Below are 15507 nucleotides of genomic sequence, written 5' to 3' on the forward strand. Positions count from 1 at the left end.
GACCAGTTGCCGGGATTCGGTTGGGCCAGAACCGGCCGCGCGCGCGCAGGCCGCGCCGGGCCGCGGGGAGCGGTGGCACGGGGCTGCGTCAATCATGGAATTCCTGTACCGGCCGCGGCGGGCACCCGGGTCTCGCCAGCGCCGCTTGCGGTGTCAACGCGCCGGGCGCGCGCGCTCAGGCGCTCAGGGAGAACCCGGGGTCGAAGGTCTGCCGCACATCGAGCCGCTGCCTGAGCAGCCCGGCCTTCAGGTAGAAATCCGCGGTGCGCTGCTGCTCGGCGATCAGCGCCGCGTCGATGCTGCGCCACTGCGTGCGGCGCCGCTCGAACTGCAGCCGCGCTGCCTGCGGCGAGATGCCGATGATGCGGGCCAGCGTCGCCGAGAACTCCGGCACATGCTGGTAGGACCACTGCTGCGCGCGCACCACGCGGTGCAGGAAGTCCTGCAGTAGCGCGCGCTTGTTCGCCAGCGCGGCGTCGGTCGCGGCCAGGTAGCTGAGGCCGGACCACAGCCCGCGGCCGTTGACCAGCACGCGAGCGTGCTGGCTGGTTTCGGCCATCGCGGTATAGGGCTCCCACGTGGCCCAGGCATCGATCGAGCCGCTGCTCAGCGCCAGCTTGGCATCCGCGGGCGGCAAGAAGCGCAGGTTGGCATCGTCCGGTTTCAGTCCGGCCGATTCCAGCGCCTTGAGCGCGATCAGGTGGCCGATCGAGCCGCGGTTGGTGCCGATGCTCTTGCCTTTCAGGTCTGCAGCCTGCCGCAGTGGCGAGTCGGGTCGCACCAGCACCGCGGTGCCGTAGGGGTCAGAGCGGTTCGCACCGATCAGCCGGATGCGCGTGCCGGCCGCCAGCGCGAAGATGGCCGGCGCGTCGCCGATCGGGCCGCTGTCGACCGCGCCCGCGTTCAGCGCCTCGGCCAGCGGCGCCGCCGCGGGGAACTCGGTCCACTGGATGTCGTAGGCCAGGCCCTCGAGCGCGTTGGCGGATTCGAGCAGTGCGCGCAGGCCGCCCTTCTGGTCGCCGGCCTTCAGCACCGGGCGGCCCTGGGCGTGCGCATCGCCGGCGGCGAAGGTGGTGAAGGTGGTGAAGGTGAGGAGGGGGGCGGAGGCAAGCGCGGCCGTGGCGGCGGCGCCGCGGCGCAGGAACTGGCGTCGGGAAGCGGTCATGGCGTTCGGGGTGTTCGGGGTGTGCGGGTGTTCAACATCGGAACCCCCGAACGTACGCGTGCCGCGCCCGCGTACCAACGAATAAATCCGCGCTTCGATATGCGTGGTGGGTGGCGGGCAGGCGCCCGCTGGATGCGCTCAGTCGAGTCCGGTGGACTCGGCGGGATCCCGTTGCGAACGGATGTCCTCCGGACTGAGCAGGATATAGCCCAGCGACTTGAGCAGCTGCACTGCCTCCAGTTCGGCGTCGAGATACACCGGGCGTTCCGGGGTGCGCGCACGCTGCGCCGGCGGCGGCCACGGGGCGCTGCCGTGCGCGGCCAATGGCGCCAGCGGCGCCGTGTCCTGCAGCCAGCGCGCGGTCAGGATGCGGCAGTGTTCCAGGTTGGGTTTCCACGACACGTCGACGGCCGCATTGAACCGGCCGGTGCAAAGGCGCAGCCGCTTCAGCGCTTTCAGCCAGCCGACGAAGGCCTCGGGCTCGGCCGGCTGGTAGCCGCGCAGCAGGGCCGCGAGATAGTCCTGCGCGGTGCCGCCATCCAGCGCCGGGTCGTCGTCGAGCAAGGCAATTTCAAGCGCTACGTGCTTGCGGCCGTCGTGGTCGTAGATGGTGCATTCGCTATCGACCACGCCTTCGCGCAGCAGCTCGCACAAGAGCGCCCAGGCCCTGGGGTTCTTGTCGAGCCGGCTTTCCAGCGTGGGGTCGATGCGGGCGAGCAGTTCCGGCATGGTGCGCACCTCGCCGGACTGGGCCGCCGCCGCGAACGCCATCGCGTTGGCGGAAGGCTTGTCCCCGTGTGCAATCCGTTGCAGCGAGGCATCCTTAAGTTCGCCGATTTCCGCGGCGGTGTCCACCGCATGCATCCACGCATAGTCTTCCAGGCTGGCGCACAGCTTGCGCGCGGCCCGCGCCAGCTGGCCGGCCAGCGACTGGACAAAGCCGGTGCACAGCGCGCAGCGGCATTCGAGCCGGCCCGCGTGCAGGAAGCCGGCATAGAGCCGCTCCTGGTGTCCGCAATGCGCGCATTCGAGCGAAAAGCCGCCCTGGCGCACTGGCCGCTGCGATGCCAGCAAACCGTCGACCTGGTATTGCGCCCGGCCCCCGCAGCATGGGCACAGCCATTGCAGCTTGTGCGCGCCGTCGCGCGGCGCGACGGCGCGCTCGAACTGGCGCGCGATGGCGCTGCGCGGGATGCCCTGGGCGCGCCCGACCACATCGGCGCAATAGCGCCAGTAGCAGTACGAGTGTGCGAGCGCGGCCTGGTCCGCGGACAGCTGCCGCAGTGCCGGCAGCACGGCCGAGCTGCGGCGGATCTCGGGCGCGAGGGCGTCGACCAGTTCCGGCCCGCCCGGCATCGCGGCCTCGAGCGCGGCGCGGCTTTGCTCCAGGAAATCGGGCACGTAGACCCGGCGGATAAAGTCCTCGTTCTCCAGCCAGAACAGGTGGCCCGGAAGCGCTTCCAGTGCCTCGATGCCGTCCCTGACTTCTGTCATGCCGGCGCAGGCGAGAAACGTGAACGGCTTACTGAACAGGAATTGGTCTGTCATGTTGTTGTCAACGGCGTATCTCGCCCATGAGCCCCACATGCTCGTGTGCGTTCGATTCACCCCGTGACGCAGGCCAAGGCAAAAGCAGAAAGGTGCCAGCCGCACGGCGCTTTCCGCTTGTGGGGACTTGCCCCTTCTTGTTTTCAGTTCATGAGAACGCGCGCATTTTTCGTTGCCGCACTGGACAGCATAGGCGAGACGGCGCCTTCCATACAAAGGAATCATGCAGCGCATCAAAGTCTTGCAGTGATGATCTCGACGCCTGCAAGCGCCTGTTCCGCATCGCCACCCGCCGCTACAGCGGCGCAGGCTGGGGCGGTGCCGCGGGTTTCTTGCCGCCGCCGCTGTAGGAGAAGTATTTCGCCTTGGCGCCCCTGGCCCAGTAAGCCACGGTGAAGTGCTTGCTGTCGCGCCCGTAGAGCAGCTCCAGGCTGCCATTGGCCGCGCTCCATTCGGCGTAGCCGTTCTCGGCCGCGCCCTCGGTCTTGCGCACGGCGGCATAGCGCTCGTCCAGCTTCCTGCGCACTTCTTCCATGGCGGGGCGCTCGAAGGTCATGGTCACCAGCGCCACCGCATCCTGCGCATCGCAGTTCAGCACCACGCGCGACAGGCCGGGCAGATGGAAGCGCTCCAGGTGCTTCAGTTCCACCGTATCGCCGCCGGCCCATTCGGAGGTGCCGGTCCTGGCATGGTTCTGCGGCGGTGACAGGCGCGAGCATTTGGCCTTGCCCAGTTCCAGGCCCAGCGGCGCCGCGGTATTGCCGGCCGGCTCGGGCTGGGCCGCGGGGGGTGCGGCGTGGACGGAAACGGAGGCCAGCAGTGCGGCGCAGAGCAGGGAGAACTGCTTCATGTTGAGGCGGGTAAGGGCTTTCACGTGATCGAACCAGGTTGGATGCGAGATTCTAAAGCCTTCTTGCGCGGATCTTCGCTCGCGTTCGCGCCGCCTTCGCCTGAACGGGTGAGGCCAGGCTATGACGTAGCCTGCGCCGGCATCCACCGGCGCGTGCCGGCCCAGAACCCCAGCGCCAGCAAGCTCACCCCCGCACCCAACATGCAAACGCCGCGCCAGCCGGCGGCGTCATAGGTGGCGGTGGTGGCAAGCGCGCCCAGGCCGCTGCCGGTCGCATAGAACAGCATGTAGGCGCCGACCAGCCGGCTGTGCGCGGTGGCGTCGGCGCGGAAGATCATGCTCTGGTTGGTGACATGGATGGCCTGGCCGCCCAGGTCGAGCAGCACGATGCCGAGCGCGAGCGGCCACAGCGAGGTGCCCAGCCATGACAGCGGCAGCCATGCGGCCACCAGCAGCACAAGGGCCGCGCATGTGGTGCGCTGGCCCAGGCCCTGGTCGGCCCAGCGTCCCGCGCGCGCCGCGGCCAGGGCACCGGCCGCGCCGACCAGCCCGAAGGCGCCGATGGCGGTGTGCGACAGCTGGTAGGGCGGGGCGCTCAGCGGCAGCACCAGCGCGCTCCAGAAGATATTGAACGCGGCGAACATCAGCAGCGCGATCATGCCGCGGATCTGCAGGACCCGGTCGCGGCGCAGCAGCGCCAACATCGACCACACCAGGGTGGCATAGCGCAGGCGCTGCGCGGGGCCGGGCAGCGCCGGCAGCGAGCGCCACAGCAGCAGGGCCAGCACCAGCATGATCACGGCGGCGCAGACGTAGACGCTGCGCCATCCGGCCAGGTCGCTGACGCCGCCGGCCACCACGCGCGCCAGCAGCAAGCCGGCAAACACGCCGCCCTGCGCGGTCCCGACCACGTGCCCGCGTTCTGGTGGCGCCGCCGCGGCGGCAGCATAGGCAATCAGTCCCTGCGTCATGGCGGTGCCGAGCAGGCCGGTCAGCAGCATCCCCGCCAGCAGCATCGTGACCGAGGGGGCCAGCGCCACCACGGCCAGCGCGCCGGCCAGCGCCAGCACCTGCGCCAGCATCAGGCGGCGGCGCGGCAGCAGGTCACCGAGCGGCACCAGCAACAGCAGCGCCAGCGCGCAGCCGGCCTGGGTGGCGGTGACCACGCCGCCGACGGCCGCGGCGCCGATGTGGAAGTCCGCCATCAGCGCATCCAGCAGCGGCTGCGCGTAATAGACGTTGGCCACGCTCAGCCCGCTGGCGCAGGCGAACAGCAGCACCGCGGCACGCGGCAGCGGTGCGGGCAAGGCCGCGGGGTGGGGGGTGGGCGATGCCGGGTCGGCCGCGCGCGAGCAGGTTTCCATATCGCTTCGAAGTGGTTGCAAATCAAAACCAGTTGAAGCGTAGGCCGGCTAGTTTTAAAATGCAACCACTTTGACAGCGGGCGATGCGCCCAAGGCTAGCCAGACATGGTCACCCGCAAGGCCCCGAGCCAAGACACCTGCCCCGTGGCGCGCGCGCTGGCGCTGGTCGGCGACCGCTGGTCGCTGATGATCGTGCGCGATGCCTTCGACGGCATGCATCGTTTCAGCGACTTCCAGCGCAGCCTGGCGGTGGCGCGCAATATCCTGTCCGACCGCCTGCGCCGGCTGGTGGACGCCGGCATCCTGGCGACGCGGCCGGCCTCGGACGGCAGTGCCTACCAGGAATACGTGCTGACGGAAATGGGGGAGAGCCTGTTCCCCATCGTGGTGGCGTTGCGCCAGTGGGGAGAGCACCACCTGTTCGCGCGCGGCGAGCGCCGCTCGCAACTGGTGGAAAAGCGCACCGGCAAGCCGGTGCCGCCGATGATGCCCCGCTCCGGCGAGGGCAGGGTGCTGTCGCACGACGAGGCGGAGGTGCGCAAGCCGCGGTAGGCGCGGTAGGCGCGGGCCTGTGCCCCGGCGTTCAACTGCCGCGATAGGTGCCGAAGCTCCACGGCGAACACAGCAGCGGCACGTGGTAGTGCTGCGCGGCATCCGCGATGGTAAAGCGCACCGGCACGATATCGGCGAACACGTCCGGGGTGCGGAAGTAGTCCGCCACCCAGAAGCGCAGCTCGAACTCGCCGGTGCGCGCCTGGGCCGGCGGCAGCATCGGCGCGTCGGTGCGGCCGTCGTGGTTGGTGCGGGTGCGCGCGAGCGGCCGGGGCGGCTGCACCGCGACGTCGAACAGCTCGACCTGCATGCCGGCCACCGGGCGGCCCAGGGATACGTCGAGCACATGTGTGCTGATACCTGCCATGATGCGATCTCTCCGGGTTGGGCCGCGGGCTCAGCTGCCGCGGTAGTAGTTGTAGCTCCACGGCCCGAACAGCACGGGCAGGTGGATGCGCTGGCCGGCGTCGGTCACGCGCACGCGCAGCGGGATCTTCGACAGGAACGACGGTTGCGGCAGGCTGGCCTTGCGCGCGGCGAAGTATTCGTCGGCGTGCAGGATCAGTTCATAGGTGCCGGTGCGATAGCTGTCGCCGATCAGCAGCGGCGGCTCGCTGCGGCCGTTGGCGGCCAGCGTGACGGTCTGCAGCGGCGTGCGCTGGCCATGGTCGATGCGGAACATCTCCACGCGCATGCCGGCCGCGGGCGTGCCGTGGTAGGTGTCCAGCGCATGCAGCGTCAGGCGCGGGCTCAGTCCGCCTTGCTGCACCGGTGCAGCGGTCTGGTTGGGGGCCGGCGCCTGCGGCGTGGCGCCCCAGCTGGCGCCGGCCAGCAGCGCGCCGCCGCCCAGCGTCATCGATTGCAGCGCGAAGCGCCGGCGGGCGCGATCAAGATTGTGTTGGTCCATCTCAGGCTCCTTGACGTGCTGCCGGCTTGCCGCGCAGCTGGCGGATGCCCACCAGCACCAGCACCGCGGCCAGCACTTCGATCACCGCCACCAGGTACAGCCCGGAGGTGAGCTTGCCGGTGGTGTTCTTGACCAGCCCCATCACGTACGGGGCGCCGAAGCCGGCCAGGTTGGCCACCGAGTTGATCAGCGCCACGCCCACCGCGGCGGCGCTGCCGGCCAGGTAGCGGTTGGGCAGCTGCCAGAACACCGGGATTGCGCTCATGGTGCCGACCAGCGCGGCGGTCATGGCCAGCAGCGCGATCACCGGCGACAGCACCTGCGCCCCCAGCAGCACCGCCAGCACGGCCATGGCACCGCCGCCGACCAGCGCCGCGCCGCTGAAGTGCCAGCGCACTTCATTGCGGCGGTCGGAATGCGCGCCGTTGAGGATCATGCCGGCGGCGCCGCACAGGTACGCCACCGCGGCGATCCAGCCCACCGCCATCGGCGTGGCGAAGCCCACGTCCTTGATGATGGTCGGGATCCAGAAGGTCAGCGTCGAGTTGGCGCACAGCAGGCAGAAGAAGATCGCGATCAGCAGCCACACCTTGGGGTTGGTGAAGAGCGTGCGCCAGTCGTGGCCGCGCTCGCCCATGGCGGCGTTGTCGCGCCTGAGCGCGTCCTGCACCACGCGCTTCTCGGCGTCGGACAGCCAGCGCGCCTGCTCGGGCTTGTCGGTCATGTAGAACCAGGCAAAGATGCCGGCCAGCACCGACGGGATGCCTTCCAGGATGAACAGCCACTGCCAGCCGTGCATGCCGTTGACGCCGGCCATGCCGGTCATGATCCAGCCGGCCAGCGGCCCGCCCAGCACGCCGGCAATGGCCGACGCCGACATGAAGGTGCCGAAGGCGCGCGCGCGGCGCTGCGACGGGTACCAGTAGGTCAGGTACAGGATCACGCCGGGGTAGAAGCCGGCCTCGAACGCCCCCAGCAGGAAGCGCAGGATGTAGAACTGCGCGGGCGTGGTGACGTAGCTCTGCAGCATGCAGATCACGCCCCAGCAGATGGTGATGCGCATGATCGTCTTCTTGGCGCCGATCTTCTGCAGCAGCATGTTCGACGGCACTTCGAAGAAGAAGTAGCCCAGGAAGAAGATGCCTGCGCCCAGCCCGTACACGGCTTCGCTGAAGCGCAGCGCGTCCAGCATCTGCAGCTTGGCGAAGCCGATGTTGACGCGGTCCAGCCATGCCAGCACCCACAGCACCCCGAGGAAGGGCAGCAGGCGCCAGGTAACCTTGCGGTAGACGCTGTCCTCGGCGTCTTCGGCGGTGCCGGCGAAGGCCGGTACGCCTTGTTTCGTGATCGACATGATGTCTCCTGTCTTGTGGTGTTCTGCCAGGCCGGGCCTGGTGGCGGTGCATGCGGTCCGCCGCGGCCGACGCGCCGTGGCGGATGGATTGGGAGCAAGTATATGAATGGCCCGCCGATGCGAAACGAGGGGGCTGGTATAAGCCCCATAGCAGCGTCGATATGGGCCGCAATCCCTTGCCTGGCGCGGGTTTGCGGGAATTCGCCGCGGCTTGTGGCGGACCTATGGATTACCCTGATCGGTCCGCGGTGGGGATGCCGCGCACGCTGCGCGGCGACGCCTGTCCGGGTTCCACCGGTTGCCGTGCGGTGCGCGACACGCTACAAAGTCGCCATGGCCCGGCATGCCAGCACCACCGGGAGCGGCGGCCGCCGCACCCGCCATGCCTTCTTTATTCCCCTTGTCACGGACTCAACATGATTCGCGCCGACGACCCGTTCGACACCTACCTGCTGCGCGTGCTGTGCATCCTGATTGCCGAGCAGAGCGTGTCGCGCACGGCGATCCGCCTGAACCAGTCGCAGCCGGCCATCAGCGCCGCGCTCAAGCGCCTGCGCGCGATCTTCAACGACCCGCTGCTGACGCGCGAGAAGAACGTGATGGTGCCGACCGAGCGTGCGCTGCAGCTGGCGCGCAACGCGCAGGCCGCGCTCAGCGCGCTGGACAACCTGCTGGTCTCGGACGACCGCTTCGACCCGGCCACCACCGAGCAGAGTTTCGTGGTGGCGATGCCGGACTACCTGGCGCCACCGTTCTTTGCCCATGTGGTGCGCGCCGTGCGCCGCGCCGCGCCGCATGCGCGGCTGTCGGCGCTGCCGCTGGGGACCAGCTTCGACTATGAGCAGGCGCTGTCGGCGGGCGCGGTCGATATCGTGATCGGCAACTGGCCCAATCCGCCCGAGCACCTGCACCTGTCGGTGCTGCTGGAAGACGAGGTGGTGTGCGTGGTGGCGCAGGACAGCGTACACGCGCAGCCCGGCAAGTTCACCGCGCAGGCCTACCTGGGCGCCTCGCATATCGTGCCGACGCCGTATTCGCGCGACCAGCGCGGACTGGTGGATGCGGGCCTGAGCACCATGCGCGTGCATCGCGACAACCGGGTCAGCTGTCCTTACTTCAACCTCGCGCCCAGCCTGATCCCCGGCACCGACCTGATCCTGACCACGGCGCGCCACTTCGCCAATTACCACGCGCAGCATGTGCCGCTGGCGGTGCTGGAACCGCCGATCGAGTTCCCCTTCATGCGCTTCTACCAGCTGTGGCACCCGTCGCGCCACCGCTCGGCCGCGCATGTGTGGCTGCGCGGCATGCTGAGCGCGGCCTCGCAGGAACTGCGCGACCTGCGCGACCTGCCTCGTTAGCGGTATCGGTTTCTGTTATGCGATCTATAGGGGGCGGGCTCTCGCCGCTGCGGCGGGGCGTTCCTATACTCGGCCCCGCGTATTCAACGATTGCAACGATTGCCCTTGCGGGCATCCCTACGGGAGAAGCCTCCATGTCTCACCCCCTCGACCTGGCGTCGGTCAACGCCCTGGACGAAGCGGCCTTTGCCGAGGCCTTCGGCAGCGTGTTCGAACATTTTCCGCAGGCCGCGGCAGGCGCCTGGGCGCAGCGGCCGTTCGCCTCGGTGGCGGCGCTGCATGGCGCGATGATGGACGTGGTGCGCAAGCTCGATGCGCCGCGCCAGTGCGATTTCCTGAACCTGCACCCGCAGCTGTCGGCACGCAATATCCGCGCGGGCACGATGACGGCGGATTCCAGCGCCGAGCAGAAGAGCGCCGGACTGGATGCGATGTCGGTGCAGCAGGAGGCCGCGCTGGACCAGCTCAACGCCGACTACCAGGCGCGCCACGGCTTTCCCTTCATCATCTGCGTGCGCCACTACACCCGCGAAGGCATCTTTGCCGCGTTCGAGCGCCGCATCGGCCGCAGCACGCAGCAGGAACTGGACGAGGCGCTGGCGCAGATCGCGGCCATCACGCGCGGCCGGCTGGCAGCGCGGCTGGCCGGCTGAGCCCTGCTCCTAGCCAAACGCTTCGAGGCCCAGCGCCAGCATCCCCACCAGGATGAGGCTGAGGGCCCAGACCGCTTCCAGGTTGAACCAGCTGCGCGAAACGAACTGCAGCCCCAGGTAGCGGTAGACCAGCCACGCCATGCCGCCGCCCATGGCAAACATGGCCAGCGTATGCAGCAGGGCGACCGCCAGCGCCATGCCCAGGTTGGCACTGGCGAGCGTGGCGGCCGCCTGGTGCCCCGGCTCGCTCTCGGTGCGGCACAGGCCGAGATAGATCGGCACCAGCATCAGCCCGGCGCCATGCGCGATCGCCACCGCGAACGACCACAGTGCGAGGCGCGATGGCGCGATCCGCACCAGTGCGCGCGGATGGCCGCGCCTGAGCAGCAGCGCGATGCCGCCGGCGATCAGGAGCATGCTGGCGCCGATGCGGATCTGCACCTGCCAGGCGACCAGCGCGGCCAGCATGCCGAACGGCAGCGTCACCGCCAGCACCGCCAGCGCGTGCCCGGCCGCCAGAAACCCCAGCGCCGCAAGCACGGCGCGGCCGCTGTGCGCCAGCAGGCCGTTCGATACCGCCAGCGGCCATCCCATCGCCGGGTTGACGCCGTGATAGAGGCCGCTGGCCAGCACCGCCGACCACAGGCCAAGCTGTTCCCAGTCGTGCCCGCTCAAGCCCTGGCCGAGGGATAGCAAAACGAATCGGTCGAGCAGTCGCCGCCTTCCAGCCGGATCTGGTGCGCGCGGTAGCCTTCGGGAAACTCGACCCAGTAGTCGTCGGCCAGCTCCAGGCCACCGTCCGCTCCGGCGCGGGCCATGACCTGCGCGCCGGGAATGCCGTCGGGGTAGAACTGCTGGTCCCAGGTGGAATACAGCGAGTTGGTCCAGTAGACACGCTCGCCGTCGCGGCTGATCTCCACCATCTGCGGGCCGCCGGCGAAGGGCTTGCCGTTGGGGTGCGGGGTGCGGCGGACCATGCCGCCGAGATGGACCGAGCCCGCCAGCCGGGGCTTGCGCGGATCGGTGACGTCGTACTGGCGCATCTCGCCCGTACCCCAGCACGACACATAGAGGAACCTGTCGTCCAGCGACAGGTCGATATCGGTCACCAGTGGCGGCACCGCGCCGAAGCCTTGCAGCAGCGGCGGCAACTGGCTCGCGTCGGCGGCTTCCGCCGGGATCGTCGCGGTCTTTTCGGCGTGGAACTTGCCGTCTTCGCGCCACCAGGTCCAGATCGAGCCCTCGAGGTTGGTGGTGTCGACCACCACGCCGACGAAGCCGTACTCGCGCACCGGATCATGCGCGGGCCGGACTTCCAGCGCCATCTGGTGATTGGCGCCCAGGTCGATGGTCTGCACGTTGCGCCGGGCGCGCAGGTCCCAGAAATGCAGCTTGTGGCCGTAGCGGTTGCCGAGCAGGTCTTCGGGCACCAGCCCGTTCTCGAACTGCGGCGGCAGGGCCCATTCGCTCGACACCATGTAGTCGCGCGGCAGGTTCCACCAGAAGTCGTAGTGCTTCTGCTGCTCGCCGCGGTCGATCTCCCAGCGGCCCAGCACCTCGAAGGTCTCGCAGTCCATGATGAAGATGCCGGGGGTGCCGTCCGTGCCATCCGGCCCGCTGCCGCCCAGCGTGCTGACATAGATGCCTTCCGGGCCGCAATGCACGGTATGCGGCCGCGAATAGCCGGTCTTGCGGAAGATCTCGTCGGGCTCGACGATCTTGTGGATGCGCGCCTGGGTCGGATGCGGCTTGGTGTCGACGATATACAGGCGCGACGAGCGCATTCCCGGAATGATCAGGTAGCGCCGCTCCAGGAACGCATGGCCGGTCAGCGGCGACAGCGCCGACGAACACGCGTTCCAGCCGAAGTGATGCAGCTCGTCGCCCTTGTGCGTCATCGGTACGGTATGCACCACCTGGCTGTAGGTCGGCGATCCGGGTTTGACGTCGATCACCGCGAGCGCGTCGGGTTGCGTGCCGTCGGGGCTGAGCAGCACCGTATAGGCGAAGGATTCCGCGGGCGCGTGGATCGCAAGCTCCGGCGAGGCGTGAAACGTCGGATCTGGCCGCATGTTCATGGTGAGCCCCTCCCTGGTCCTGGCGGACCTTGCGACATCGCCGGTACGTCACCTGGCGCGTGGCCGAGTGCGCGGTAAGCCTACTTAGCCTAGGTCGTTCTGCATGCCGAGTCAAAGCCGTGCGTACTTGGATTCATGCAGGCGGAAGGGCCGGTTTGCGAAATACAGATTGTCGGAAACACGCGGATCGCGCAGAAAGGAGGCTTGATCAAGCAAAGGAAAATCCAGGCGATGGACGTGGCAATGGCAGCAGGCAAGGGCGAGGCTTACAGCCTCGACAATCCGGCACTGGAAAGCATCGGTGTCAGCATCACCCATTGGCGCGACGACTACGTCGAGCTGGAACTGCCGCTGGCGCCGAATATGCTGAACCGCAGCCGCGTCGTGCATGGCGGCACCCTCTGCACCTTGCTCGATGCCGCCACCGGCTATGCCGGCCTCTACTCGGCGCCGGGCGAGAGCCCGCGGCACGCGGTCACGCTGTCGCTGACGTCGAACTTCCTCAGCAACGGGACCGGCAAGCTGCTGACGGCCAAAGGCATGGTCGACCGCCGCGGGCGTTCGATCTTCTTTTCGCGCGCCGAGGTGTGGCTCGATGGCGAGTTGCTGGTGGCCACCGGCGTCGCCACCATGAAGTACCTGAAGTAAGCCCGGCCTCAGGCGCCGTCCTGGCGCCAGCGCGTCGGCGACTTGCCGAACTGCGCCGCGAACCAGCGCGAGAATGCGCTGGGTTCCGAGAATCCGAGCAGCGTGGCGACCTGCGCCAGCTGCCGCAGCGGATCCTGCAGGTGGCGTTGCGCCAGCTCGCGGCGCACCTCGTTGACCAGTGCGGAAAAGGTCAGGCCATCCTGTTCCAGCTGGCGCTGCAGGGTGCGCGGGCTGGTGCCGAGGCTTTGCGCGACCTGTTCCACCGCACCGCGTCCGCGCGGCAGCAACTGGGTGAGGGTGCGCCGCACGTCCGCGGCGATGGATGGCTTGCCGGCCCCTGGCTGCAGGTCGAGGAAACCCCGCGCATACCCGGCCAGGCTGGCATCGGCCAGGGGATTGACGCGGTCCAGGTCGCCGCTGGCAAGCACCAGCCCGTCGAAGTCCGAACCGAATTCGAGGCGCGGCCCGAACAGGCGCCGGTGGATGCGCAGGTCGGCGGGCGCCGCATGCGCGAAATGCACGCTGTACGGCATCCACGACTCGCCGAGGATGGCGCGGATCAGGCTGTGCAATGCGGCCACGGTCAGTTCCATGGCCTGCCTGCCGGGCTGTTGCCGCCCGGTCTGCAGCGTCACGTGCAGCACCGCGACACCGGGATGCTCGGTGACCAGGATGGAGATGGAGTCGCTGAGCCAGTGGCGGTAGCGCTCGATCTCGGCCAGCGCGTCGCGCAGCGTGGGCTGGTGCTGCAACAGCAGGCTCACCGGGCCGAAGTCCGACAGGCGCCACGATTCCCCCACCATCAGGCCAAGCGAATGACAGCCCGTCTCGCGCGCCGAGGCCTCCAGCACCTCCGCCAGGCGCTGCTCGGGAATGCGCAGGTCGGGCGTGTACAGGCACGCCTGGTCCAGGCCTGCCCGGGCCACCATCCGCACCGGATCCAGGCCCGCGCCCCGGGCAATTCCCAGGTATTTGGTCAGCGATGCGCTGCGAACAAGGACGGTCATGGGGCTGCCGCGGGAGTGGGTGGGGGCGTCGGTCGTGTCCGTCGTCAAATGGCAAATCGTGGCGCGATCGGTCAAGGGCGCTGCGGCCCGGCTGTCTCACAATCGACTGCGCCGCGCCAATGATAGCGGCGCGGGCAGGACACCACAATCAGGAGACAGCCTTGGCCAAAGCCATTCGCATGTATGAGACCGGAGGCCCCGAAGTCCTCCGCTACGAGGACGCCGAGGTCGGCGATCCCGGCCCGGGCGAGGTACGGATCCGCCACGTCGCGGTCGGGCTCAACTATGCCGACACTTACTTCCGCAACGGCACCTACCCCGTGCCGCTGCCCAGCGGCATGGGCGTCGAGGCGGCCGGCGTGGTGCAGGCGGTCGGGCCCGGCGTGACCCACATCGCGGAGGGCGACCGCGTCACCTATACCGGCTTCACCAACACATTGGGCGCCTGCAGCACCGAGCGCCTGGTGCCCGCCGCGCCGCTGATCCGCCTGCCGGAGGCGATCGGCTTCGAGACCGCCGCGGCAATGACCATGCGCGGCCTGACCTCGGCCTACCTGATGCGCCGCATCTATCCGTTCAGCGGCGGCGAGACCATCCTGCTGCACGCGGCTGCCGGCGGGGTAGGGCTGATTGTCTCGCAGTGGGCGAAGCTGCTCGGGCTGAACGTGATCGGCACGGTATCGAGCGAAGCCAAGGCCGAACTGGCGCGCGCGCATGGCTGCGACCACGTCATCGACTACACCCGCGAGGACGTGGCAACGCGGGTGCGCGAACTGACCGACGGCACGGGCGTGTCGGTGGTGTTCGACAGCGTGGGCCGCAGCACCTTCCAGGGCTCGCTGGATTCGCTCAGGCGGCGCGGGCTGATGGTCTGCGTCGGCACCGCCTCGGGCACGATCCCGCCGTTCGATCCGCAGCTGCTGGCAAGGAAGGGCTCGGTCTACCTGACCCGCCCGGCGCTGGCCGACTACATTGCCGATCCCGCCGAGAAGGCCGAACTGGCCGCCGAAGTCTTCGGCCATGTCGCGGCGGGCCGCATCCGCATCGCCATCAACCAGCGCTATGCGCTGGAGGATGCGGTCCAGGCCCACCGCGACCTGGAGTCGCGCAAGACCACCGGCTCTTCGATCTTCGTGCTGTAAAGGAGCGTTCCCATGCGAGTCCAACAACTTACCTGCAGCATCGGCGCCGAAGTGAGCGGCGTCAGCCTGGCCGATGCCGCGCGCGATGCGGCGCTGTTTGCCGAGATCAAGTCACTGCTGCTCGAGCACAAGGTGCTGTTCCTGCGCGGCCAGGAGATCTCGCGCGCCGACCACGTGGCGTTCGCGCGGCGCTTCGGCGAACTGGAAGACCATCCGGTGGCGGGCAGCGATCCCGATCATCCCGGCCTGGTGCAGATCTACCGCAGCGACAAGCGCGAGAACTACGAGAACAGCTACCACACCGACGGCAGCTGGCGCGAATGCCCGCCGATGGGCTGTGTGCTGCGCTGCATCGAGTCCCCGCCGGTGGGCGGCGACACCATCTGGGTCAACATGGCCGCGGCGTACGAGCACTTGCCCGGGGAAATCAAGCAGCGCATTGCCGGCCTGCGCGCCAAGCACGGCATCGAGCATTCCTTCGGCGCGGCGATGAGCCCGGAGAACCGCGCCAGGCTGGCCGCGCAGTACCCCGCGGTGGAGCACCCGGTGGTGCGCACGCATCCGGAGACCGGCGAGAAGGTGCTCTATGTCTGCGGCTTCTCCACCCACTTCGTCAATTTCCACACGCCCGAGAACGTGCGCTACGGACAGGACAAGACCCCGGGCGCCAGCCATCTGCTGAACTACCTGATCAGCCAGGCGGCGATTCCCGAATACCAGGTGCGTTTTCGCTGGCAGCCCGACAGCGTGGCGATCTGGGACAACCGCTGCACCCAGCATTACGCGGTGCAGGACTACTGGCCGGCGCCGCGCAAGATGGAGCGCGCCGCCATCATCGGCGACAAGCCGTTCTGAGCCGCCAGCGCCGCAGGCCTGGC

16 protein-coding genes are annotated in these 15507 nt (G+C 68.8%); 6 read left to right on the top strand and 10 right to left on the bottom strand.

What is annotated here, in order from left to right:
• Positions 1–175 precede the first annotated feature (175 nt).
• The 4 genes from FHX60_RS07025 to FHX60_RS07040 form a co-directional block, all read right to left on the bottom strand.
• The gene (locus FHX60_RS07025) at positions 176–1165 is read right to left on the bottom strand and encodes an ABC transporter substrate-binding protein (RefSeq protein WP_183282900.1); all 990 of its coding nucleotides are present in this window, start codon (positions 1163–1165) and stop codon (positions 176–178) included.
• 138 nt (positions 1166–1303) lie between these two features.
• Positions 1304–2713, bottom strand: coding sequence for a hypothetical protein (locus tag FHX60_RS07030; RefSeq protein ID WP_112775051.1), 1410 nt, complete (start codon positions 2711–2713; stop codon positions 1304–1306).
• Positions 2714–3008: 295 nt separating this feature from the next.
• Entirely contained in the window at positions 3009–3563 is a 555-nt protein-coding gene (locus tag FHX60_RS07035) for a hypothetical protein (protein WP_181486991.1), read from the bottom strand.
• Between the two features lie 119 nt (positions 3564–3682).
• A complete protein-coding gene (locus FHX60_RS07040; RefSeq protein ID WP_112775053.1) occupies positions 3683–4927 on the bottom strand; it encodes an MFS transporter in 1245 nt (414 codons plus the stop codon).
• A gap of 105 nt (positions 4928–5032) precedes the next feature.
• Between FHX60_RS07040 and FHX60_RS07045 the strand changes: the two genes are divergently transcribed.
• Entirely contained in the window at positions 5033–5479 is a 447-nt protein-coding gene (locus FHX60_RS07045; protein WP_112775054.1) for a winged helix-turn-helix transcriptional regulator, read from the top strand.
• Positions 5480–5510: 31 nt separating this feature from the next.
• Here FHX60_RS07045 and uraH read toward each other — a convergent pair whose 3' ends face one another.
• The 3 genes from uraH to FHX60_RS07060 are packed head-to-tail and all read right to left on the bottom strand — an operon-like array spanning position 5511 to position 7740.
• A complete protein-coding gene (uraH, locus tag FHX60_RS07050; RefSeq protein WP_183282901.1) occupies positions 5511–5846 on the bottom strand; it encodes a hydroxyisourate hydrolase in 336 nt (111 codons plus the stop codon).
• Between the two features lie 30 nt (positions 5847–5876).
• The gene (locus FHX60_RS07055; RefSeq protein ID WP_183282902.1) at positions 5877–6386 is read right to left on the bottom strand and encodes a hydroxyisourate hydrolase; all 510 of its coding nucleotides are present in this window, start codon (positions 6384–6386) and stop codon (positions 5877–5879) included.
• 1 nt (position 6387) lies between these two features.
• Positions 6388–7740, bottom strand: a complete 1353-nt coding sequence (locus FHX60_RS07060; protein WP_183282903.1) for an MFS transporter — start codon at positions 7738–7740, stop codon at positions 6388–6390.
• A 416-nt stretch (positions 7741–8156) separates the two neighbouring features.
• Here FHX60_RS07060 and FHX60_RS07065 point away from each other — a divergent pair, with 416 nt between their 5' ends.
• Positions 8157–9101, top strand: coding sequence for a LysR family transcriptional regulator (locus tag FHX60_RS07065; protein ID WP_183282904.1), 945 nt, complete (start codon positions 8157–8159; stop codon positions 9099–9101).
• 134 nt (positions 9102–9235) lie between these two features.
• Positions 9236–9754 (top strand): 2-oxo-4-hydroxy-4-carboxy-5-ureidoimidazoline decarboxylase, encoded by a 519-nt coding sequence (gene uraD, locus FHX60_RS07070; protein WP_092313025.1) that lies wholly within the window; start codon positions 9236–9238, stop codon positions 9752–9754.
• Between the two features lie 9 nt (positions 9755–9763).
• On the opposite strand, the gene FHX60_RS07075 is transcribed toward uraD, so the two are convergent.
• Together FHX60_RS07075 and FHX60_RS07080 are read right to left on the bottom strand one after the other, a co-directional pair.
• On the bottom strand, positions 9764–10429 hold the full coding sequence (locus tag FHX60_RS07075) for a hypothetical protein (RefSeq protein WP_112775058.1): 666 nt from the start codon (positions 10427–10429) through the stop codon (positions 9764–9766).
• Positions 10426–11832, bottom strand: a complete 1407-nt coding sequence (locus tag FHX60_RS07080; RefSeq protein ID WP_092313019.1) for a selenium-binding protein SBP56-related protein — start codon at positions 11830–11832, stop codon at positions 10426–10428. Before FHX60_RS07080 ends, FHX60_RS07075 begins: the two co-directional genes overlap by 4 nt.
• A gap of 243 nt (positions 11833–12075) precedes the next feature.
• On the opposite strand from FHX60_RS07080, the gene FHX60_RS07085 reads away from it, so the two are divergent.
• Complete coding sequence (locus FHX60_RS07085) at positions 12076–12480, top strand: PaaI family thioesterase (RefSeq protein ID WP_116601687.1); 405 nt, start codon at positions 12076–12078, stop codon at positions 12478–12480.
• 8 nt (positions 12481–12488) lie between these two features.
• On the opposite strand, the gene FHX60_RS07090 is transcribed toward FHX60_RS07085, so the two are convergent.
• Positions 12489–13487: an AraC family transcriptional regulator gene (locus FHX60_RS07090; protein WP_183282905.1), complete on the bottom strand. Its 999-nt coding sequence runs from the start codon at positions 13485–13487 to the stop codon at positions 12489–12491.
• A gap of 161 nt (positions 13488–13648) precedes the next feature.
• Between FHX60_RS07090 and FHX60_RS07095 the strand changes: the two genes are divergently transcribed.
• Together FHX60_RS07095 and FHX60_RS07100 are read left to right on the top strand one after the other, a co-directional pair.
• Positions 13649–14629 (top strand): quinone oxidoreductase family protein, encoded by a 981-nt coding sequence (locus FHX60_RS07095; protein WP_183282906.1) that lies wholly within the window; start codon positions 13649–13651, stop codon positions 14627–14629.
• A 12-nt stretch (positions 14630–14641) separates the two neighbouring features.
• Complete coding sequence (locus tag FHX60_RS07100) at positions 14642–15484, top strand: TauD/TfdA dioxygenase family protein (protein ID WP_183282907.1); 843 nt, start codon at positions 14642–14644, stop codon at positions 15482–15484.
• Positions 15485–15507 lie beyond the last annotated feature (23 nt).

Origin of the sequence: Cupriavidus alkaliphilus, assembly GCF_014191175.1 — a bacterium.
Classification (GTDB): domain Bacteria; phylum Pseudomonadota; class Gammaproteobacteria; order Burkholderiales; family Burkholderiaceae; genus Cupriavidus; species Cupriavidus alkaliphilus.